The 18,111-nt window shown below is 71.5% G+C and carries 18 protein-coding genes; 8 read left to right on the forward strand and 10 right to left on the reverse strand.

The features are described 5' to 3' along the window. The first annotated feature begins 15 nt into the window (after window positions 1–15). The gene (locus CP969_RS16385; protein WP_223887080.1) at window positions 16–1,293 is read left to right on the forward strand and encodes an LCP family protein; all 1,278 of its coding nucleotides are present in this window, start codon (window positions 16–18) and stop codon (window positions 1,291–1,293) included. Between the two features lie 64 nt (window positions 1,294–1,357). Here the strand turns inward: CP969_RS16385 and CP969_RS16390 are convergent, their stop codons facing one another. After that, window positions 1,358–1,723: a four-helix bundle copper-binding protein gene (locus CP969_RS16390; RefSeq protein WP_004987199.1), complete on the reverse strand. Its 366-nt coding sequence runs from the start codon at window positions 1,721–1,723 to the stop codon at window positions 1,358–1,360. Between the two features lie 240 nt (window positions 1,724–1,963). Here CP969_RS16390 and CP969_RS16395 point away from each other — a divergent pair, with 240 nt between their 5' ends. Next, window positions 1,964–3,169: a phospholipase D-like domain-containing protein gene (locus CP969_RS16395; protein ID WP_016825956.1), complete on the forward strand. Its 1,206-nt coding sequence runs from the start codon at window positions 1,964–1,966 to the stop codon at window positions 3,167–3,169. Window positions 3,170–3,237: 68 nt separating this feature from the next. Here the strand turns inward: CP969_RS16395 and CP969_RS16400 are convergent, their stop codons facing one another. Further along, entirely contained in the window at window positions 3,238–4,410 is a 1,173-nt protein-coding gene (locus CP969_RS16400) for an acyl-CoA dehydrogenase family protein (RefSeq protein WP_004987193.1), read from the reverse strand. 218 nt (window positions 4,411–4,628) lie between these two features. On the opposite strand from CP969_RS16400, the gene CP969_RS16405 reads away from it, so the two are divergent. Further along, complete coding sequence (locus CP969_RS16405; protein ID WP_016825955.1) at window positions 4,629–5,972, forward strand: UDP-glucose dehydrogenase family protein; 1,344 nt, start codon at window positions 4,629–4,631, stop codon at window positions 5,970–5,972. A gap of 113 nt (window positions 5,973–6,085) precedes the next feature. Here CP969_RS16405 and CP969_RS16410 read toward each other — a convergent pair whose 3' ends face one another. Continuing rightward, window positions 6,086–6,592 carry a CGNR zinc finger domain-containing protein gene (locus tag CP969_RS16410; RefSeq protein ID WP_004987191.1) on the reverse strand — a complete coding sequence of 169 codons (507 nt, stop codon included), beginning with the start codon at window positions 6,590–6,592 and terminating at the stop codon, window positions 6,086–6,088. Window positions 6,593–6,739: 147 nt separating this feature from the next. Between CP969_RS16410 and CP969_RS16415 the strand changes: the two genes are divergently transcribed. Next, window positions 6,740–7,099 carry a VOC family protein gene (locus CP969_RS16415; protein WP_016825954.1) on the forward strand — a complete coding sequence of 120 codons (360 nt, stop codon included), beginning with the start codon at window positions 6,740–6,742 and terminating at the stop codon, window positions 7,097–7,099. Between the two features lie 66 nt (window positions 7,100–7,165). Then, window positions 7,166–7,558 carry a VOC family protein gene (locus CP969_RS16420; protein ID WP_016825953.1) on the forward strand — a complete coding sequence of 131 codons (393 nt, stop codon included), beginning with the start codon at window positions 7,166–7,168 and terminating at the stop codon, window positions 7,556–7,558. Window positions 7,559–7,655: 97 nt separating this feature from the next. Here CP969_RS16420 and CP969_RS16425 read toward each other — a convergent pair whose 3' ends face one another. The 3 genes from CP969_RS16425 to CP969_RS16435 all read right to left on the reverse strand — a co-directional run bounded on the left by CP969_RS16425 (window position 7,656) and on the right by CP969_RS16435 (window position 10,608). Continuing rightward, window positions 7,656–8,834 carry a dipeptidase gene (locus CP969_RS16425; protein WP_016825952.1) on the reverse strand — a complete coding sequence of 393 codons (1,179 nt, stop codon included), beginning with the start codon at window positions 8,832–8,834 and terminating at the stop codon, window positions 7,656–7,658. Window positions 8,835–8,839: 5 nt separating this feature from the next. Then, window positions 8,840–9,340, reverse strand: a complete 501-nt coding sequence (gene purE / locus CP969_RS16430; RefSeq protein ID WP_016825951.1) for a 5-(carboxyamino)imidazole ribonucleotide mutase — start codon at window positions 9,338–9,340, stop codon at window positions 8,840–8,842. A gap of 74 nt (window positions 9,341–9,414) precedes the next feature. Next, window positions 9,415–10,608, reverse strand: coding sequence for a 5-(carboxyamino)imidazole ribonucleotide synthase (locus CP969_RS16435; protein ID WP_004987183.1), 1,194 nt, complete (start codon window positions 10,606–10,608; stop codon window positions 9,415–9,417). A gap of 152 nt (window positions 10,609–10,760) precedes the next feature. Between CP969_RS16435 and CP969_RS16440 the strand changes: the two genes are divergently transcribed. Continuing rightward, the gene (locus CP969_RS16440) at window positions 10,761–11,258 is read left to right on the forward strand and encodes a GtrA family protein (RefSeq protein ID WP_016825949.1); all 498 of its coding nucleotides are present in this window, start codon (window positions 10,761–10,763) and stop codon (window positions 11,256–11,258) included. A gap of 151 nt (window positions 11,259–11,409) precedes the next feature. Here the strand turns inward: CP969_RS16440 and CP969_RS16445 are convergent, their stop codons facing one another. Continuing rightward, entirely contained in the window at window positions 11,410–12,684 is a 1,275-nt protein-coding gene (locus CP969_RS16445; RefSeq protein ID WP_004987177.1) for an ATP-binding protein, read from the reverse strand. A 34-nt stretch (window positions 12,685–12,718) separates the two neighbouring features. Continuing rightward, the gene (locus CP969_RS16450; RefSeq protein WP_004987175.1) at window positions 12,719–13,396 is read right to left on the reverse strand and encodes a response regulator transcription factor; all 678 of its coding nucleotides are present in this window, start codon (window positions 13,394–13,396) and stop codon (window positions 12,719–12,721) included. 513 nt (window positions 13,397–13,909) lie between these two features. Here CP969_RS16450 and CP969_RS16455 point away from each other — a divergent pair. Beyond that, on the forward strand, window positions 13,910–15,406 hold the full coding sequence (locus tag CP969_RS16455) for an oligopeptide:H+ symporter (RefSeq protein ID WP_004987173.1): 1,497 nt from the start codon (window positions 13,910–13,912) through the stop codon (window positions 15,404–15,406). A 361-nt stretch (window positions 15,407–15,767) separates the two neighbouring features. Here the strand turns inward: CP969_RS16455 and CP969_RS16460 are convergent, their stop codons facing one another. Together CP969_RS16460 and CP969_RS16465 are read right to left on the reverse strand one after the other, a co-directional pair. Beyond that, window positions 15,768–16,322 (reverse strand): ATP-binding protein, encoded by a 555-nt coding sequence (locus tag CP969_RS16460; RefSeq protein ID WP_004987171.1) that lies wholly within the window; start codon window positions 16,320–16,322, stop codon window positions 15,768–15,770. 244 nt (window positions 16,323–16,566) lie between these two features. Continuing rightward, on the reverse strand, window positions 16,567–16,944 hold the full coding sequence (locus CP969_RS16465) for an STAS domain-containing protein (RefSeq protein WP_004987168.1): 378 nt from the start codon (window positions 16,942–16,944) through the stop codon (window positions 16,567–16,569). A gap of 239 nt (window positions 16,945–17,183) precedes the next feature. Between CP969_RS16465 and CP969_RS16470 the strand changes: the two genes are divergently transcribed. Further along, the gene (locus CP969_RS16470; RefSeq protein WP_078495402.1) at window positions 17,184–18,110 is read left to right on the forward strand and encodes an RNA polymerase sigma factor SigF; all 927 of its coding nucleotides are present in this window, start codon (window positions 17,184–17,186) and stop codon (window positions 18,108–18,110) included. Window position 18,111: the final 1 nt, after the last annotated feature.

The raw sequence follows: 18,111 nt of genomic DNA on the forward strand, positions 1-18,111 counted from the left end.
TGCACACTGTTGCCCATGAGCGATTGGCCCCAGGCACGGCCCGACGACGACCGCGGCAACCGCTACGGACGCGGAAGCGCGAGCGCACAGCCCGAGAGCGCCCGCGTCATGCGGCAGGTCCGCCGCGGTTCGGCGGCCCCGGCCGGGCAGGGCGCGTACGGCGGGGTCCCGCACCAGCCGTCGTACGTGGACGGCCGCGGCCACGGCGGCCCCGAGGGCTACGACAGCGGGTACAACACCGGCCAGGTCTACGGCGCCCCCGGCGGCGGGAGCGGCCGGCCGGTCGGCGGCGCCGGTCACCCCCCGCGCCCCGCGCCGGACTGGCGCCGCCGCATCAAGTGGACGGCGATCACCGTGGCGACGGCACTGGTCGTGACCACCGTCGGCACCTACTTCTGGGCCGATTCCCAGCTCAACCGCGACGTCGACCTCTCGACGGTCATCGACCGGCCGGAGAAGGGCGAGGGCACCAACTACCTCATCGTCGGCTCCGACAGCCGGGCCGGGATGTCGGACGAGGACAAGAAGCGGCTGCGCACCGGGTCCGCCGAGGGCAAGCGCACGGACTCGATGATGATCCTGCACACCGGCGACAACGGCCCGACGCTGATCTCCCTCCCCCGTGACTCCAACGTCACGATCCCGGAGTTCAAGGGCTCCGAGACCGGCAAGACCCTGCCCGCCATGGGCGCCAACAAGCTGAACGCCGCGTACTCCGTCGACGGCCCGACGCTGCTGGTGCGCACGGTGGAGTTCAACACCGGTCTGCACATCGACCACTACGTCGAGATCGGCTTCGCCGGCTTCGCGAGCATCGTGGACGCGGTCGGCGGCGTGGAGATGGACATCCCGCAGGACATCAAGGACACCAAGTCCGGCGCCGACCTCAAGAAGGGCAGGCAGACCCTGAACGGCGAGGAGGCCCTCGCCTTCGTCCGCACCCGGTACGCGCTGGCCGGCTCCGACCTGGACCGCACGAAGAACCAGCAGAAGTTCCTCTCCGCCCTCGCCAACCAGGTGGCCACCCCGAGCACGGTCCTGAACCCCTTCAAGCTCTACCCGACCATGGGCGCGGGCCTGGACGCCCTGGTCGTCGACGAGGACATGGGGCTGTTCGACCTGGCCGGGATGTTCTGGGCGATGAAGGGCGTCAGCGGCGGCGAGGGCACGTCGATGAACATGCCGATCGCGGGCAGCACCGGCAACGGCAACCTGCAGTGGGACATGCCGAAGGTGAAGAAGCTGGTCGAACAGCTGAGGAACGACGAGAAGGTCACCGTCTCCGGCAACTGACGCGCACACGGCCGGGGACGCCCCGCGGGGTGCCCCCGGCCGTGCCCGGCGTTCGTCGCCTCCGTCACATCGTGGCGCCCGCCATGGCACGGCAGGACTCGGCGCAACGGCGACAGGACTCGGCGCAGCGCATCATCTGGTCGTCGTCCGGCATGGACATGCACGCCTCGGCGCACAGGTCGCAGGCCCGCGCGCACATCGCGCACATCTCGCCCGCCAGCGGCGAACGGCGCATCATCATGTCGGCGCACATACGGGTCATCTCCGAGCAGTCCATGAGCGCCCGCATGATCTGCATCTGGGCCTGGCCGCCCTTCTGCAGACACGCGCTCATGGTCTCCTCGCACACACCGTGGCAGGACATGCAGGCCTGGATGCAGTCCTGCATCTCCTTGCTCATCGGGGTCGCGGCGGCAGACTGCTGGGTCATGGTTCCTCCCGGAGGCCGCGAGGGCCGCGGGTTCGACCCCCGCTCCTCCGTCCTACGCCTGTCCCTCCATGACCACCACAGGAGACCCCGCCCCACCCGTCCGGTGTGGGACACGACGCATCCGGCCCCTGCGTGAAAGCACCGACGGCGGCAAAAAGGTGTGCGGGCGCCCCGAGGCGCCCGGTGCCGCGCGGGCGGGAGCCGCGCGGGCACCGCACGGCAGCCGGGGAGGGGACGCGGATGGCACCGCAGACGGAGGACGCACGACGGACACCGCGGCCCAGCGGGCCGGAGACGGAGAAACAGCGGCTGCGCAGACGGCTGGAGCGGCTGCTCGGCATCGCCGCGACCGAGGGCAACGAGCTCCTGCCGCTGCGCAACGGCGACGAGATCTTCCCCGCCATGCTGGCGGCCGTCCGGGCCGCTCGGCACACCGTCGACATGATGACGTTCGTGTACTGGCGGGGCGACATCGCGCGGGAGTTCGCCGACGCCCTGGCCGACCGGGCCCGCGCGGGAGTGCGGGTGCGCCTGCTGCTGGACGGCTTCGGCGCCAAGGAGATCGAGCCGGACCTGCTGGACGCCATGGACGAGGCCGGCGTCCAGGTGGCCTGGTTCCGCAAGCCCGCGCACCTGTCGCCGATGCGGCAGAACCACCGCTGCCACCGCAAGGTCCTGGTCACCGACGAGCACACCGCCTTCACCGGAGGCGTCGGCATCGCCCAGGAATGGTGCGGCGACGCCCGCAACCCGGACGAGTGGCGGGACACCCACGTGCGGGTCCGCGGGCCCGCCGTGGACGGCATCGCCGCGGCCTTCGCCCAGAACTGGGCCGAGTGCCACGACGACCTGTACGACGAGCACGACCGCTTCACCGCGCAGGAGCAGCCGGGGCGGGCCACGGTCCAGGTCGTGCGGGGCTCGGCGAGCTTCGGCTGGCAGGACATGCAGACCCTGCTGCGCGTCGTGATCACCTCGGCGCAGGAGCGCTTCCGGCTGTCCACGGCCTACTTCGCCCCCGACCCCTACTTCGTCGGCCTGCTGGCCGACGCCGCCCGCCGCGGGGTCCGCGTCGAGATCCTGCTGCCCGGACCGCACACGGACCAGCGGGCCTGCCTGCTGGCCGGGCGGCAGCACTACCAGACCCTCGTCGACGCGGGCGTGGACGTGCGGGAGTACCAGCCGACCATGCTCCACACGAAGATCATCACCGTGGACGGGGTCTGCTCCCTCATCGGCTCCACCAACTTCAACCGCCGCTCCATGGAGCACGACGAGGAGGTCATGCTGGCCGTCCTCGACGAGGACTTCACCGCCGCGCTCGACACCGACTTCGACGCCGACCGGAAGCTGAGCGAGCCCGTCGACCCCGCCCGCTGGAAGCGGCGCCCCCTGACCCAGCGCCTCGTCGAGGCCGCGGTCACCCCGATCCGCCGCTTCCTGTGAGGAACCGCTTCCTGTGAGGGAAGGGTGCCCGGTGGCCGGGCACCCTTCGGTCGTCGGTCCGCCGCCCGTTACGGCAGGTTGCGGGCCATGACGATGCGCTGCACCTGGTTGGTGCCCTCGTAGATCTGCGTGATCTTCGCGTCCCGCATCATCCGCTCGACCGGGTAGTCGCGGGTGTAGCCGTAGCCGCCGAGGAGCTGGACGGCGTCCGTGGTGACCTCCATGGCGACGTCGGAGGCGAAGCACTTGGCGGCGGCGCCCTGGAAGGTGAGGTCCCCCTCTCCACCTCCGGCGGCGACGCGCTCGGACTTGGCGGCGGCCGCGTAGGTGAGCTGGCGGGCGGCCTCGATCTTCATGGCCATGTCGGCGAGCATGAACTGGACGCCCTGGAAGTCGGCGATCGGCTTGCCGAACTGCTTGCGCTCCCGGACGTAGCCCTTGGCGTAGTCGAGGGCGCCCTGGGCGATGCCGAGGGCCTGGGCGGCGATGGTGATGCGGGTGTGGTCCAGGGTCTTCATCGCCGTGGCGAAGCCGGTGCCCTCCTCGCCGATCATGCGGTCGGCGGGGATGCGGACGTTGTCCAGGTACACCTCGCGCGTGGGCGAGCCCTTGATGCCGAGCTTCTTCTCCGGGGCGCCGAAGGAGACGCCCTCGTCGGACTTCTCGACGACGAAGGCCGAGATGCCCTTGGAGCGCTTGGTGGGGTCGGTGACCGCCATGACCGTGTAGTACTCGCTGACGCCGGCGTTGGTGATCCAGCGCTTCACGCCGTTGAGGACGTAGGCGTCGCCGTCGCGGACCGCCCTGGTCTTCATGCCGGCCGCGTCGGAGCCGGCGTCCGGCTCGGAGAGGCAGTACGAGAACATCGCGTCGCCCTTGGCGAGCGGGGCCATGTACTTCTTCTTCAGCTCCTCGGAGCCGGAGAGGAGGACCGGCAGCGAGCCGAGCTTGTTCACGGCGGGGATGAGGGAGGAGGACGCGCAGGCGCGGGCCACCTCCTCGATGACGATGACCGTCGCGAGGGCGTCGGCGCCGGCGCCGCCGTACTCCTCGGGGACGTGGACGGCGTGCAGGTCGGCTCCGACGAGCGCGTCGAGCGCCTCCTGCGGGAAGCGGGCCTCTTCGTCCACCGCGGCGGCGTACGGCGCGATCTTCGCCTCCGCCAGCGAGCGGACGGCGTCGCGGAGCATGTCGTGCTCCTCGGACGGGCGGTACAGGTCGAAGTCAGCCGATCCGGCCAAGGTCTCTCACTCCAAAGACGAACGGGGGCGAACGAAGGGAACGGTCACGACGCTCGGACTGATGCTAATTACCGTTAAGTAACTCGAATTTTAGAGGGCCCACGGGTGCGGGTGTACGTGAGTTTGGTGACAACGGGCCGGATTGCCCCGTGCGGAGCGCTCCGGGCCCCCGGTTATGCTCGGGCCCGCACTACCTGCCGTATACCCCTGGAGCACCCATGGCCCTCAAGATCACCGTGATCGGCACCGGTTATCTCGGCGCGACGCACGCCGCGGCCATGGCCGAGCTCGGATTCGAGGTGCTGGGGCTCGACGTCGTACCGGAGAAGATCGACAAACTCCGGCGCGGCGAGGTCCCGATGTACGAGCCGGGCCTCGACGAGCTGCTGCGCCGGCACGTCGCCGGGATCGAGGGGTCCAGCGGGCGGCTGCGGTTCACGATGGACTGGGCGGAGGCCGGGGAGTTCGGCGACGTGCACTTCGTGTGCGTGAACACCCCGCAGCGGCACGGCGAGTACGCCTGCGACATGTCGTACGTCGACGCCGCGTTCGCCTCGCTCGCGCCGCACCTGAAGGGCCCGGCGCTGGTCGTCGGCAAGTCGACGGTGCCCGTCGGCTCGGCCGACCGGCTGGCCGCCTACCTGGCCGAGCACGCGCCGGCCGGCGAGGACGCGGAGCTGGCCTGGAACCCGGAGTTCCTGCGCGAGGGCTTCGCCGTGCAGGACACGCTGCACCCGGACCGGATCGTGGTGGGGGTCCGCAGCGAGCGGGCGGAGAAGCTGCTGCGGGAGGTGTACGCCACGCCGATCGCGGAGGGCTCCCCGTTCGTGGTGACCGACTTCCCGACCGCGGAGCTGGTGAAGACCTCCGCGAACTCCTTCCTGGCCACCAAGATCTCGTTCATCAACGCGATGGCCGAGGTGTGCGAGGCCGCGGGCGGCGACGTCGCCAAGCTGGCGGAGGCCATCGGGTACGACGACCGGATCGGCCGGAAGTTCCTGCGGGCCGGGATCGGCTTCGGCGGCGGCTGCCTGCCGAAGGACATCCGGGCGTTCATGGCGCGCGCGGGCGAGCTGGGCGCGGACCAGGCGCTGACGTTCCTGCGGGAGATCGACTCGATCAACATGCGCCAGCGCGGCCGCCTGGTGGAGCTGGCCCGGCAGGAGCTGGGCGGCGGACCGTTCCTGGGCCGGCGGGTGGCGGTGCTCGGCGCGACCTTCAAGCCGGACTCGGACGACGTGCGGGACTCGCCGGCGCTGAACGTGGCCGGGCAGATACACCTCCAGGGCGGCCAGGTCACGGTGTACGACCCGAAGGGCATGGACAACGCCCGCCGGGTCTTCCCGACGCTGGGGTACGCCGGATCGGCGCTCGAGGCGGTGCGGGGCGCGGACCTCGTGCTGCACCTGACGGAGTGGCAGGAGTTCCGCGAGCTGGACACGGAGGCGCTGGGCGAGGCGGCGGCGCAGCGGCTGATCCTCGACGGGCGCAACGCGCTCGACCCGGAGGCGTGGCGGCGGGCCGGATGGCGCTACCGCGCGATGGGGCGCCCCACCGCCTGAGACGGCGCAGGACGCCGGTTCGGCCGAGGCTCAGTCGGCCGAACCGGCGTCCGTTGCATTCTGCCCCACCGGATGTGCCGTTGGCCGGTGAAACCGGTGTGCGGTACGCCTCGTCACGCCCCCTTGGCCCGGTACCGGCGCATCTTCGCCCGTGCCCCGCACACCTGCATCGAGCACCAGCGGCCGCGCCCGGCGGGGCTGCGGTCGTAGTACGCCCAGTGGCAGTCGGCGGCCTCGCAGGCCTTCAGCCGGGCCCAGGTGCCCGCGGTGACCGCTTCCGCCACGGCCGCGGCGATCCGGGAGAGCAGGGGCCCGTCGTCGACGGGCGCGAGGGCGGCGGAGCCGTCCGCCGGGTCGACGGTGACCACCAGCGGGGCCCGCGCGAGCAGTTCGCCGAGCGGGGTGACCGCGCGGTGCGGGGGGTGGCCGGCGTGGGCGAGCAGGGTCGCGCGCAGGGACTCGCGCAGTGCGCGGGCGGACTCGGCGCCGTCCTCGGTGAGCCCGAAGGGAGCGCGGCCCTCCGGTGTGTCCAGCGCGTCGCGGCCCGTCTCGATGTCCAGCGTGTTGACCAGGGCCTGGACCAGGGCCAGCCCTCCGGGCGGGGACGCTCTCTCGCTCATGTCCGGACCGTACCTCTCGTCATCCCCTTGTCCCCTTGTCCCCTTGTCCCCTTGCGACGTTACCTCCAATACGGCAGCATGCAGTAACCGTTACTGGTTACTCGCCTTCACAGGTAACAAGGGGGCGACGACGAGGAGGAGGAAGCCATGTCCCTCGCCAAGGTGGGCGCGGTCGTCCTGGACTGTCCCGACCCGCACGCGCTGGCCGGCTTCTACGCCGGGCTGGTGGGCGGCACGGTGGAGGTGGAGGAGGACTGGCTGGAGCTGAAGGTGCCCGGCGGTCCGGTGCTGGCCTTCCAGGCGGCCCCGGGGTACGTGCCGCCGCGGTGGCCGTCGCCCGACCACTCGCAGCAGTTCCACCTGGACCTGACCGTCGAGGACCTGGACGCCGCGGAGAAGGAGGTGCTGGCGCTCGGCGCGAAGCCGCTGGACGCCGGGGACCGCTCGCGGACCTTCCGGGTTTACGCGGACCCGGCCGGGCACCCGTTCTGCCTGTGCGCCTGCTGACGCCCGAGCGCACCGGACACCCCCGGCCCACCGAAGACGCCCAGCACACCGACACCAGGAGGACCCATGGCCGCCGTGGCACGTCTGCGTTCCGTCGTCGTCGACTGCCCCGAGCCACGTGAGCTGGCCCGCTTCTACGCGGCCGTCGGGGGCGGCGTCCCCCGGGAGGAGGACGCGGACTGGGTGGTGCTCGAGATCCCCGCGGGACCGCGGCTGGCCTTCCAGCGGGTCGAGGGGCACACCCCGCCGGACTGGCCGCGGGCCGACCACGGCTCCCAGCAGTTCCACCTCGACTTCGACGCCGGGGGCACCTGGGAGGAGGTCGACGAGGCCGAGCAGAAGGTGCTGTCGCTGGGCGCGCGGGTGCTGGACCGGGAGGACTACGAGACGAAGGACTTCCGGGTGTACGCCGACCCGGCGGGGCATCCGTTCTGCCTGTGCCGGATCGAGCAGCCCTGACCGCCCTCCCCCGGCCCCGGCCGTCCGGGCCCGCGCGCGTGGCCGCCCGGGGGTACGGCGCCGTCCGGGACGCCGTGGGCGCCCCGGACGGCGGTGCTCAGCCGTCGAGCGATGCGATCGTGGCGTGGGAGGGGGCCCGGGTGGCCCGCAGGTCGCGGGCCACGTCCTCGGCGGCGCCCAGGACCCGTACCGCGTTCTGCCAGGTCAGCTTGGCCAGGTCGGACCTCGACCAGCCGCGGTCCAGCAGCTCCGCGATCAGGTTCGGGTAGCCGGAGACGTCGTCGAGGCCGTCCGGGGTGAAGGCCGTGCCGTCGTAGTCGCCGCCGATGCCGAGGTGGTCGACGCCCGCGACCTCGCGCATGTGGTCCAGGTGGTCCGCCACCGTGGCCACCGTCGCGACCGGGCGCGGGTGGGCCTCCTCGAAGGCGCGGTGCACCTTCATCGCCTCGGCGGTGGTGTCGAGGTGGTGGAAGCCGTGGGCGCGCAGGTTCTCGTCGGCCGCGGCCGTCCAGTCGACCGCCGCCTGGAGCACGAACTTCGGCACGAACGTCACCATCGCGATGCCGCCGTTGGCGGGCAGCCGCTCCAGCACGTCGTCCGGGATGTTGCGGGGGTGGTCGCAGACCGCGCGGGCGGAGGAGTGGGAGAAGACCACCGGCGCGGAGCTGGTGTCCAGCGCGTCCCGCATGGTCGTGGCGGCGACGTGGGAGAGGTCGACCAGCATGCCGAGCCGGTTCATCTCCCGCACCACCTCGCGGCCGAAGGCCGACAGGCCGCCCACGCCGGGCTCGTCGGTCGCCGAGTCCGCCCACGCCACGTTGAAGTTGTGGGTGAGGGTCAGGTAGCGGACCCCGAGGGCGTACAGCCCGCGCAGGGTGCCGAGGGAGTTCGCGATGGAGTGGCCGCCCTCCGCGCCCATGAGGGAGGCGATCCGGCCCTGTCCGCGCGCGGCCTCCATGTCCGCGGCGGTCAGCGCGAGCGCGAGGTCCCCGGGGTGGCGGTCCACCAGCTGCCGCACGCAGTCGATCTGCTCCAGCGTGGCGGGCACCGGGTCGGGCAGGTCCGCGCGGACGTACACCGACCAGAACTGCGCGCCGACGCCGCCCGCGCGCAGCCGGGGGAGGTCGGTGTGCAGGTGGGCGGACTGGTCGCCGGCGATGTCGCGGGCGTCGAGGTCGTAGCGGACCTGTTCGCGCAGCGCCCAGGGCAGGTCGTTGTGGCCGTCGACCACGGGGAACTCGGCCAGCAGCGCCCGGGCGTCGTCGAGGGACGTCATGGGGCTCACTTCCCGAAGCCGAAGCCGTTCGCGGCACCCTCGGCCTTGGCGCGCAGCCGCTTGCCCTTCTCGGTGGCCTGGTCGTTCAGGTCCTGCTGGAAGTCCCGCATCCGGCCGAGGAGTTCCTCGTCGTGGGCGGCGAGCATGCGGACCGCGAGCAGGCCCGCGTTGCGCGCGCCGGCCACGGAGACGGTGGCGACCGGGACACCGGCCGGCATCTGCACGATGGACAGCAGGCTGTCCATGCCGTCGAGGTGCTTCAGCGGCACGGGCACGCCGATGACCGGCAGCGGGGTGACCGAGGCCAGCATGCCGGGCAGGTGGGCGGCACCGCCCGCGCCCGCGATGATCACCTTGAGTCCCCGGTCGGCGGCCTGCTCGCCGTACGCGATCATCTCGCGGGGCATGCGGTGCGCGGAGACGACGTCGACCTCGTGGCCGATCTCGAACTCGTCGAGGGCCTTGGCGGCAGCCTCCATGACCGGCCAGTCGGAGTCCGATCCCATGACGATGCCGACCGATGGGACGGGGCGCGCGTCAGCGCTCGTTGAGGGGTGGTGGCCGGGCGACGGGTGGGCGCTCATTCGGTGATCGTGCCTCTCAGGTAGCCGGCTGCGTGACGGGCGCGCTCCAGCACGTCGTCCAGATCGTCGCCGTAGGTGTTGACGTGGCCGACCTTGCGGCCGGGCTTCACGTCCTTGCCGTACATGTGGATCTTCAGCTGGGGGTCGCGGGCCATGCAGTGCAGGTACGCCGAGTACATGTCCGGGTAGTCGCCGCCGAGGACGTTGACCATGACCGTCCAGGGCGCGCGCGGGCGCGGGTCGCCGAGCGGGAGGTCGAGGACGGCGCGGACGTGGTTGGCGAACTGCGAGGTGATCGCGCCGTCCATGGACCAGTGGCCGGAGTTGTGCGGGCGCATCGCGAGTTCGTTGACGAGGATGCGGCCGTCGCGGGTCTGGAACAGCTCCACGGCGAGGTGGCCGACGACGCCGAGCTCCTTGGCGATGTTCAGCGCCATCTCCTCGGCCCGCAGGGCGAGGTCCTCCTCGAGGCCGGGAGCGGGGGCGATCACCGTGTCGCAGACGCCGTTCACCTGCCGGGACTCCACGACCGGGTAGGCGACGGCCTGGCCGTGCGGGGAGCGGACCACGTTGGCGGCCAGCTCGCGCACGAAGTCGACCTTCTCCTCGGCGAGCACCGGCACCCCGGCCTTGAAGGGCTCGGCGGCCTCCTCGACGGAGTCGACGACCCACACGCCCTTGCCGTCGTAGCCGCCGCGGACGGTCTTGAGGACCACCGGAAAGCCGCCCGTCCGTCGCCCACCGCCGCCCTCGCCGGAGGGCACTTCGTGCCCGCCCCTTTCGAGCTCGGCGGCGAACGCGGCCACGTCCGCGGGGTCGGCGACGATGCGGTGCCGCGGGCAGGGCACGCCGATCGCGTCGAGCTTCGCGCGCATCACGCCCTTGTCCTGGGCGTGCACCAGCGCGTCGGGGCCGGGCCGGACGGGGATGCCGTCGGCCTCCAGGGCCCTGAGGTGCTCGGTGGGCACGTGCTCGTGGTCGAAGGTGATCACGTCGCAGCCGCGCGCGAACGCGCGCAGCGTGTCCAGGTCGCGGTAGTCGCCGACGACGACGTCGCCGACGACCTGCGCCGCGGAATCCTGCGGAGTGTCACTGAGGAGCTTGAACCTGATGCCGAGCGGGATGCCCGCCTCGTGTGTCATACGAGCGAGCTGACCCCCGCCGACCATGCCGACTACCGGAAACGTCACGCCCCCAGGGTATCGGCCTCGCCACGGTGGCCGGTTTCCCCTTCGTCGCGCGGAACACCCCGCGGTCCCCTGCTGCGTCCGCAGGAAGATCGCGCGGAAGGGTGGTTAGCATGGCTGGGTTGACGCAACCGACGGACGGGAGCCTTCAGGCGATGGAACGCGGTTCCCCGGGGCTCCGGCGGCTCTGCCGGGAAGTGGCCAAGTTCGGCGCGGTGGGCGGGGTCGGGGTGCTGGTCAACCTGGGCGTGTTCAACCTGGTCCGGCACGTCACCGACCTCCAGGTGGTGCGGGCGAGCGTCATCGCGACGGTCGTCGCCATCGTCTTCAACTACATCGGCTTCCGCTACTTCGCCTACCGCGACCGCGACAAGACCCGGCGGACCCGGGAGATGTCCCTGTTCCTGCTGTTCAGCGCGATCGGCCTGGTGATCGAGAACGGTGTGCTGTACACGGCGACGTACGGCTTCGGCTGGGACAGCCCGCTGCAGAGCAACGTCTTCAAGTTCCTCGGCATCGGCATCGCCACCCTGTTCCGCTTCTGGTCCTACCGCAGCTGGGTGTTCCGCGCGCTGCCGGTCCGGGAGCCGGCGGAGGAGACGGTCGCGCGGGGCGGCCGGTCCGAGTCCCGCCCCAGGCAGCAGGTGCCGTAGCCGTCCCGGTCCGGGCGTGCCGCCGCGGCCGCCCGTCGCCGGCGGCCCCTGCCTGGCCCCGGCACACCGGTGTCGCGTCCCCGGGACACGCCGATCCTGCCCGCCCCCGGACACACCGGTCCCATGGCTGCGGGCCCGCCGGGCGGACCGGCTACCGGATCGTCTGCCGGCCCCCGTCGTCCCGGGACTTCTCCGGGGGCGTGCGGGAGAGGAACAGGCCGAAGACGGCCGGCTTCGCCTGCAGCATCTCCAGGCGGCCGCCGTCCGCTTCCGCCAGGTCCCGGGCGACCGCGAGGCCGATGCCGGTGGAGTTGTGGCCGCTGATCGCCCGTTCGAAGATCCGCGAGCCCAGCTCGGCGGGGACGCCGGGGCCCTCGTCGGTGACCTCGACGACGACCTGGTTGCCGGTGACCCTGGTGCGCAGGGCGACCGTGCCGCCCCCGTGCATGAGGGAGTTCTCGATCAGCGCCGCCAGCACCTGGGCGACGGCGCCCGGCGTCCCCACCGCCTGCAGGTTCCGCTTGCCCGAGCTGACGATCGCGCGGCCCGCGCTGCGGTAGGCGGGGCGCCACTCGGCGAGCTGCTGCTGGATGACGTCGTCGAGGTCGAAGGTGACCGCGGAGCCGGTGCGCGGGTCGCGGGCGTTGGTCAGCAGCCGCTCCACCACGTCCGTCAGCCGCTCCACCTGCGTCAGCGCGATGGTCGCCTCCTCCTTCACCGTGTCCGGGTCGTCGGTGAGGGTGATCTCCTCGAGGCGCATGGACAGGGCGGTGAGGGGGGTGCGCAGCTGGTGGGAGGCGTCGGCGGCCAGGCGCCGTTCGGCGGTCAGCATGCGGGCGATGCGCTCGGCGGAGGCGTCCAGCACGTCCGCGACCCGGTCCAGCTCGGGGACGCCGTAGCGGCGGCGCCGGGGGCGCGGATCGCCGGAGCCGAGGCGTTCGGCGGTCTCCGCGAGGTCGGTCAGCGGGGAGGCGAGCCGGTTGGCCTGGCGGATCGCCAGCAGCACCGCCGCGATCACCGCCAGCAGCGCCACCAGCCCGATGATCAGCAGTGTGCGGCCGACCTCCCGGGTCACCGAGGAGCGCGGCTCCTGGACGACGACCGTCTCGCCCTCCTTGCCCGGTGCCGTGGCGCTGATGACGTCGCCCTCCGGCTTGCTGCCGACCTCTATCGGCGGCTCGCCGGGGATGCGGATGACGGCGTACCGGTCCCCCTCGACCTGGTCGCTCAGGACCTCGGCGCTGACCTGTTCCTCCACGACCAGCCGGCTGTCGACGATGCTGGCCAGCCGCACGGCCTCGGACTCCACCCGCTCCCGGGCGCTGTCACTGATCGTGCGGGTCTCGACGATCACCAGGGACACGCCGAAGACGGCGATCACGACGAGCACCACGGCGAGCGTGGACTGGATCAGGCGGCGGCGCATGTCCTCTTACCCACTGGCGAGCCCCGGGCGGGGCTCAGCTCTTCTCGAAGCGGAAGCCCACGCCCCGCACGGTCGCGATGTAACGGGGATTGGCGGCGTCGTCGCCGAGCTTCTTGCGCAGCCAGGAGATGTGCATGTCGAGGGTCTTGGTGGACGACCACCAGGTGGTGTCCCAGACCTCGCGCATCAGCTGGTCACGGGTGACGACCCGGCCCGCGTCCCGGACCAGGACCCGCAGCAGGTCGAACTCCTTGGCGGTGAGCTGGAGCTCCTCGTCGCCCATCCACGCCCGGTGCGACTCGACGTCGATGCGCACCCCGTGGGTGGCCGGCGCCTGCTGCGGCTCGACGGCGCCGCGCCGCAGCAGGGCCCGCACCCGGGCGAGCAGCTCGGCGAGGCGGAACGGCTTGGTGACGTAGTCGTCGGCGCCCGCGTCGAGGCCGACGACCGTGTCCACCTCGTCGGCGCGGGCGGTCAGGATCAGCAGGGGAACCGTGTGACCCTCGGCACGGAGCCGTCGGGCGACCTCCAGGCCGTCCATGCCGGGCAGTCCGAGGTCCAGCACCACCAGGTCGACGCCGCCCTGCATGCCGGCCTCGAGCGCACCGGGACCGTCCTCACGGACCTCGACTTCGTAGCCCTCCCGACGCAGGGCGCGGGCCAGCGGCTCCGAGATGGACGCGTCGTCCTCGGCGAGCAGTACACGGGTCATGCCAGTGATGGTAGTCCCGCCGCACGGTGCGCCGGGGTGTGATCGCGCGCCTTGATTCTTACCTCCGGCACACCCGGCCCTCACCTTCGCGGTCCTGGTACGGACCTGCTTCTCTGAGGTGCGACCCGGGAAAGTACCTTCGAATGGGTGATTGCGGTTCCTTTGAAACCTGTGATCCTCGTCTCAAGCCCTTCCATATCCGACAGTGTCCTGCCGTATGGTGAATCAACGCCTGTTGCACCGTGAGGACCTTCGGCGGCAGTTGACGCTGAAGGTCTTTTTGCGTGTGCGGGACCGGTTCCGGCCGGCCCCTGAAGGAATGACCTGTGGCCGGGTCTCCCCGCGCACCGACGCGCCGGGAGGCGTGGATCCCGGTGGTCACCGTCCATCGCTCCGTGATCCGGGGCGGCATCCCTCGGGCGTGGGGCGGACGGCACGGCCCGCCGGTGCCGGCTGCCCCCCACCGGGCGCGTACACGCTCGCGCGACGCGTCCCGACCAGCAAGGAACGACCATGGCGTCCAGCCTGACGAAGGACTCGGCCTCTCCGGGCACCCCCGGTTCCGAGAAGACCTTCTTCGGCCACCCCCGCGGACTGGCCACTCTCTTCATGACCGAGATGTGGGAGCGTTTCTCCTACTACGGCATGAGGGCCCTGCTCCCGCTGTACCTCGTCGCGCCGGGCGGCCTGGCCCTGAGCGCGGGCACCGCGACCGCGATCTACTCGGTGTACCTGTCGCTGGTGTACCTGCTCACGATGCCGGGCGGCTGGTTCGGCGACCGGGTCTGGGGACCGCGCAAGACCGTCGCCGTCGCCGGTGCGGTCATCATGCTCGGCCACCTGACGCTGGCCCTGCCGTCCTCCGGCACCTTCTACGCGGGTCTCGGTCTGGTCGCCATCGGCTCCGGTCTGCTGAAGGCCAACATCTCCACGATGGTCGGCCAGCTCTACAAGGGCCCGGACGACCCGCGTCGCGACGGCGGCTTCACCATCTTCTACATGGGCATCAACCTCGGTGCCTTCTTCGCGCCGCTGATCATCGGCACCATCGGTGAGAGCGTCAACTGGCACCTGGGCTTCGCGCTCGCCGCGGTGGGGATGGGGCTGGGCGTGATCCAGTTCCTGCTGGGCAGCCGGCACCTGGCCGCCCACTCCAGCGTGGTGCCCAAGCCGCTGTCGGCCGAGGAGAAGTCCTCCACCCTGCGCAAGGCCGCGCTGTGGGCGGGCATCGCCGTCGTCGCCTACGCCATCGTCGGCTTCTCCGGCAACTACACGCTGAACTGGGTCCTGGTCCCGCTGACCCTGCTCGGCGTGATCATTCCGGTGCTGGTGCTGGTCCGGATCAAGCGCGACCGGGACCTCGACCAGGCCGAGCAGTCGAAGATGTCCGCCTACATCTGGTTCTTCGTCGCCGCGGCCGTCTTCTGGATGATCTACGACCAGGGCGGCTCGACCCTGTCGATCTTCGCCAACTCCTCGGCCGACAACAGCGTCTTCGGCTGGGACTTCCCGGTCTCCTGGTACCAGTCGGTCAACCCGGTCCTGATCATGGCGCTGGCCCCGGTCTTCGCCTGGTTCTGGCTGGCGCTGAACCGGCGCGGCAAGGAGCCGAGCACCATCGTGAAGTTCGGCTCCGGTCTGGTGCTGGTCGGCGCGTCCTTCTTCCTCTTCCTGGCCCCGCTGTCCATCGCCGAGGGCGGTCACAAGGCGGCGGCGATGTGGCTGGTGGCGATCTACTTCACCCAGACCGTCGGTGAGCTGCTGCTCTCCCCGGTCGGCCTGTCGGTCACCACGAAGATGGCGCCCGCGAAGTACGCCTCGCAGATGATGGGCGTCTGGTTCCTGGCCGTCACCGCCGGTGACGCCACGACCGGCCTGCTCTCCATCGCCGGCGTCGACCTGAACAAGACGGGCATCGTCGCGCTGGAGGCCTCCCTCGCCGTGATCGCCGGTGTCGCGGTGTGGATGTACCGCAACAAGGTCAAGAGCCTCATGGGCGACGTCCGCTGATTCCTGCCGGTGCGGCGGTGCCGCACCGTCGCCGAAGGGCCCGCGTCCGGCCGGACGCGGGCCCTTCGGACGTTCTTCGGACACGGGACGCCCGCGGAGGGGCCGTCCGCCGCCTGCGCAGGCCGCCCCGGGCCGTCGTCCGGCACGCGACGCCGAGGACCGGCCGGGCCGCTCCCGGCGCTCTTCCCGCGGGGCGCCGGACGGGAGCGCCGTACGGAGCGTCAGGACGCGCCCGGCGGCGGGAGGGAGTCGGGTGGAGGCGGGCGGAGTCGGGAGGACAGCACGACGCGCCGGACCCGAAGGATCCGGCGCGCACGAGGCCCACGAGGAGCCCGCGAGGCCCGCGAGGGAGCGCGCGGGGCTAGGCGGGGGCCCCGAGGTCCGCCCAGACCGTCTTGCCCGCGACGCCCGGGTCCCGTACGACCCCCCAGTCGAGGCAGAGCCGCTGCACGATGAACATGCCGTGGCCGCCGGGCCGGCCCGCCCGGTGCGGGGTGCGCGGAGCGGGCTGGCCCGCGCCCCGGTCGGTGACCTCTATCCGGATCACCTTGTTGTTGCGGGTGATGGCCAGTTGGTCCGGCCCCTCGGCGTGCAGGCAGGCGTTGGTGACCAGCTCGGAGACGACGAGCAGGACGTCCTCCGCGGCGGCCCGCTGGTCGGCGGTGGCCGCGGGCAGCCAGCCCCACGCGTACAGCGCCTGGCGGGTGAAGTCGCGGGCCAGCGGGACGACGCCGCTCTGGTCGTCGAAGCTCAGCCGGCGGACCCGATCGCCTCCCGTCGGCGCCGGTGGTCCGGACGGCGCGGTCACGCCCTCCTCGGGCGCGCTCGCCGTCGGCGCGCCGCCCCCGGACACCCCGGAAGCGCCGCTGGGCTCCGGACCACGGTCGCCCGGCGGGTAGGGCCGGGTGGTGCTCATCAGCGCTTCACCTCACCGATTCACCAGTTCACCATTCAAAAAAATTCGGTACTCAGTCAGTCACGCGTGCGCGACGCGTTCGGTTCTCGACGCCCTGGCGACCACCTCGACCGGTGCGCTCAGGATGTCTCCTGCCCGAGCGGACCGGCGGGACACCCCCGGGTTCGAACGAAAAGGCCCGAGGGAAGGGGACCGGCCGTCCACGGGGCCGACCGGGAGACCCCCGTCGGCCTGCCGGCGCGGGTCACCCGGAATCGTCGGCCAGGGCTTCCTCGAGCGTGTCGTGGACGGTGAACACCGCGTCCGCCCCCGTGATCTCGAACACGCGCGCGACCACGGGCTGCATCCCCACGAGGTGCACCCCGCCACCGGCGGCCTCGGCCTTCAGCCGGGCGCCGAGCAGCACGTTCAGCCCCGTGGAGTCACAGAACTCCAACCGGGAGCAGTCGATGACGAGCCGCTTGAATCCCTTGGCGAGGCATTCCTCCAGTGGCTCACGCAACAGGTCGGCGGTGTGGTGGTCCAACTCACCCGCCGGGGTCACGACGGCACTGGGGCCCTCTTCTCGCACCTCGACCAGAAGCCGGCCCGACTGTGCGCTGCCGACCGTCCCGCGGTCCATGCCGTCTCTCTCTCCCGACGTCGTGGCTGCTTGCTGACGCCCTCGAACATTACGCCCTCCCGCCGCGCTCCGACACCCGAACAATCGCGCGCAAACGGACATATGCGAACAGAACGCACTTGCGGTGGGCTTGGGGAAGCGGGTAGGCCTAGTAAGAACACGTACCCGACACGGCCGGCTTTGGAGGCGCCGCACACCGCAGTGCACGTATCGGCTTCGGCAGCCATATGCCGAGAACGATGGAGGACATCATGTCACCCCGGCTCGACGCCTCGCCTACCCCGAAAGCGACGTCGACACTCCCTCCGGAACATCTGGATCCCATCGAGCAGGACGACATGACCGTCGTCCCGGACGACCTACTCGCCGGACTTCCGGACATCCCCCCGTACGACGAGGTGGGCCCGGTCGACGCACGGGCCCTGTCCAAGACCCTCTTCGAGCGCCTGGAAGCGCTGGAGGAAGGCACCCTCGAGTACTCGTACGTACGCAATACGCTCGTCGAACTCAACCTCGCCCTGGTCAAGTTCGCCGCCTCCCGTTTCCGCTCGCGCAGCGAGCCGATGGAGGACATCATCCAGGTCGGCACCATCGGCCTGATCAAGGCGATCGACCGCTTCGAGATGTCGCGCGGTGTGGAGTTCCCCACATTCGCGATGCCGACCATCATCGGCGAGATCAAGCGCTTCTTCCGCGACACCTCCTGGTCCGTGCGCGTTCCGCGCCGGCTGCAGGAGCTCCGGCTCGACCTGGCCAAGGCCGGTGACGAGCTGGCGCAGCAACTCGACCGCGCGCCGACGGTGGCCGAACTGGCCGAGCGCCTGGGCATCACCAACGACGAGGTCGTCGAGGGCATGGCCGCGTCGAACGCCTACACCGCCTCCTCGCTGGACGCCCAGCCGGAGGAGGACGACGCCGAGGGCGCGCTGGCCGACCGGATCGGGTACGAGGACCACGGGCTCGAAGGCATCGAGTACATCGAGTCGTTGAAGCCGCTGATCGCCGAACTGCCGCCGCGGGACAGGAAGATCCTCTCCCTGCGCTTCGTCGCGGGCATGACGCAGTCGGAGATCGGCGAGGAACTCGGCATCTCCCAGATGCACGTCTCGCGCCTGCTGTCGCGGACGCTGGTGAAACTGCGCAGGGGGCTGACCGTCGAGGAGTGAC

Origin of the sequence: Streptomyces viridosporus T7A (assembly GCF_008704515.1) — a bacterium.
GTDB lineage: Bacteria > Actinomycetota > Actinomycetes > Streptomycetales > Streptomycetaceae > Streptomyces > Streptomyces viridosporus.

Excerpts from the sequence above, each read along its gene's own strand:
- CP969_RS16470 (WP_078495402.1), top strand. The coding sequence starts at position 17,184 with ATGGAGGACATCATGTCACCCCGGCTCGACGCCTCGCCTACCCCGAAA.
- CP969_RS16415 (WP_016825954.1), top strand. The coding sequence starts at position 6,740 with ATGTCCCTCGCCAAGGTGGGCGCGGTCGTCCTGGACTGTCCCGACCCG.
- CP969_RS16395 (WP_016825956.1), top strand. The coding sequence starts at position 1,964 with ATGGCACCGCAGACGGAGGACGCACGACGGACACCGCGGCCCAGCGGG.
- CP969_RS16385 (WP_223887080.1), top strand. The coding sequence starts at position 16 with ATGAGCGATTGGCCCCAGGCACGGCCCGACGACGACCGCGGCAACCGC.
- CP969_RS16460 (WP_004987171.1), bottom strand. The coding sequence starts at position 16,322 with ATGAGCACCACCCGGCCCTACCCGCCGGGCGACCGTGGTCCGGAGCCC.
- CP969_RS16425 (WP_016825952.1), bottom strand. The coding sequence starts at position 8,834 with ATGACGTCCCTCGACGACGCCCGGGCGCTGCTGGCCGAGTTCCCCGTG.
- CP969_RS16455 (WP_004987173.1), top strand. The coding sequence starts at position 13,910 with ATGGCGTCCAGCCTGACGAAGGACTCGGCCTCTCCGGGCACCCCCGGT.
- CP969_RS16420 (WP_016825953.1), top strand. The coding sequence starts at position 7,166 with ATGGCCGCCGTGGCACGTCTGCGTTCCGTCGTCGTCGACTGCCCCGAG.
- CP969_RS16465 (WP_004987168.1), bottom strand. The coding sequence starts at position 16,944 with ATGGACCGCGGGACGGTCGGCAGCGCACAGTCGGGCCGGCTTCTGGTC.
- CP969_RS16445 (WP_004987177.1), bottom strand. The coding sequence starts at position 12,684 with ATGCGCCGCCGCCTGATCCAGTCCACGCTCGCCGTGGTGCTCGTCGTG.
- CP969_RS16440 (WP_016825949.1), top strand. The coding sequence starts at position 10,761 with ATGGAACGCGGTTCCCCGGGGCTCCGGCGGCTCTGCCGGGAAGTGGCC.
- CP969_RS16410 (WP_004987191.1), bottom strand. The coding sequence starts at position 6,592 with ATGAGCGAGAGAGCGTCCCCGCCCGGAGGGCTGGCCCTGGTCCAGGCC.
- CP969_RS16405 (WP_016825955.1), top strand. The coding sequence starts at position 4,629 with ATGGCCCTCAAGATCACCGTGATCGGCACCGGTTATCTCGGCGCGACG.
- purE (WP_016825951.1), bottom strand. The coding sequence starts at position 9,340 with ATGGGATCGGACTCCGACTGGCCGGTCATGGAGGCTGCCGCCAAGGCC.
- CP969_RS16450 (WP_004987175.1), bottom strand. The coding sequence starts at position 13,396 with ATGACCCGTGTACTGCTCGCCGAGGACGACGCGTCCATCTCGGAGCCG.
- CP969_RS16390 (WP_004987199.1), bottom strand. The coding sequence starts at position 1,723 with ATGACCCAGCAGTCTGCCGCCGCGACCCCGATGAGCAAGGAGATGCAG.